At 63.1% G+C, this 1,728-nt stretch carries 1 protein-coding gene; it reads left to right on the top strand.

Annotation, left to right across the window (positions count from 1 at the left end; genetic code table 11):
• Positions 1–993: 993 nt before the first annotated feature.
• Positions 994–1,728, top strand: a 735-nt coding sequence (locus tag ACRDUX_RS32490; RefSeq protein WP_526420244.1) for an Ig-like domain-containing protein, incomplete at its 3' end; no start/stop codon positions are given.

Genomic DNA, 1,728 nt, shown 5'->3' with positions numbered 1-1,728 from the left:
GCTCACACCCACCATGGCCGCCATCGCCATCGCTACCGCCATCAGATAAAACTTGCGCACACCAACTCCTTGTCCTCCAGGGCGTCGACCGCCTGGTATCTACTATCTTCGTACCGAGATAGTAGATGATGATTCAATTGGGTCGACATGCCCCTCCCTGGGGCCAGCGAGAAAGAAGGGTTGACTCTCATCGGAGAATCCACAAGCGGTCGCGCTGGGCGCGCGACCGAAGGCTCATCCACTCGATACCGTTCGCCCACCGGTGAAGACACTTCGACGCACCACGAAGAATCGCCACAATATGGCGGTCCTCGGATCGAACTGCTCGTGATCCCCGATTGTCCTTACACCACGCTCGCCGAAACGTTGATTACCGTGGCCCTTCACGAACTGGGCCTAACACGCACGCCAGTACTCACCACCGTGATTGAGACCACGGCCGAAGCGGTCCGCCGTGGGTTCACCGGATCGCCCAGCATCGTCATCAACGGCGTCGACCCGTGGGCTCATCCCGATGGGGAAGTGGGCCTAACATGCCGCAACCATCCATCCCCAGCCGGACTTCCCACCCCACGCAGTCTTGCCCAAGCACTATGCACCGCCGTGCTCGACGACCACCCGAGTCCATCGCTGACATATGTGCGGGACGGTGAATGAGCAGCAGCGCGCTCACGACAGCTCCGAGCAACCATGCCCGGGAGATATCCACCCCCTGGGTGAACACGAAAATGGCCGAATGACGATCTACGTAGCAAGGCCGTAGGATGGACCCACGTGAGTTCCTGAAGCCAGCAGGGGGCTCCACGACGCAATTCAGCCAGAACGCGGAGGACCACCATGCCATCAGCCGACAGGAACGTCCGAACGTCGGTCCATGATCTGCGGTCGTCGCCGAAACCTGAACACTCGGCAGTTGCGTCCGATAGCGCAGAACGTCTCGCGATTCACCTGCCCCATAGAGATTTTGGCCGATACCTCAGGGCACTCGCTGCGATGATCGTCCTCGCCTTGGCGCTCACGGCGTGTGCCGGTGGCGCTCCGTCGCCGGCGCCGCCAGCGCCGGCACAGGTCATCTCCGACAAGGGTGACCCGTACTCGAACCTCTTGGAGCCCAGGCTCGAAACGTCGACGACCGACGGTGCCGTCGGCGTGGAGGTGGACTCTCCGGTCACCGTCCGTGCCAGCGCGGGAGTGTTGGGCGCGGTCAGCCTCATCAACGACAACGGCAAAGCAGTCGCCGGCAACCTCAGCGGCGACGGGCTGACGTGGGCGACGGCGGAGCCGCTGGGCTACAACAAGCGCTACACGTTGCGGGCCGAAGCACGCGGATTGGGCGGCGTCACACAGGACACGGTGACGTTTCAGACCAGCTCGCCCGAAGACTTGACCATGCCCTACGTGCTGCCCAATGACGGCGAAGTGGTGGGAGTCGGCCAGCCGGTGGCGATCCGGTTCGACGAGAACATTCTCGACCGGTCGGCAGCGGAGAAGGCCATCACCATCACGAGCCAACCCGCCGTCGACGGCGCGTTCTACTGGCTCAGTGACCGTGAAGTCCGTTGGCGGCCCAAGGATTACTGGAAGTCAGGCACCGCCGTCGTCGTCGCAGTGGACACCTACGGAGTCGACCTCGGCGACGGCCTCTTCGGCCAGGACGACGTCACTTCGCGCTTCACCGTGGGCGACGAGGTCATCGCGACCGCCGACGACACCACCAAGACGTTGACC

The sequence above is a fragment of the Mycobacterium sp. genome, assembly GCF_050701675.1.
Taxonomy (GTDB): Bacteria; Actinomycetota; Actinomycetes; order Mycobacteriales; family Mycobacteriaceae; genus Mycobacterium.
The sequence above is the reverse complement of the archived record's forward strand: the minus strand, read 5'-3'. Positions and strand labels throughout refer to the sequence as shown.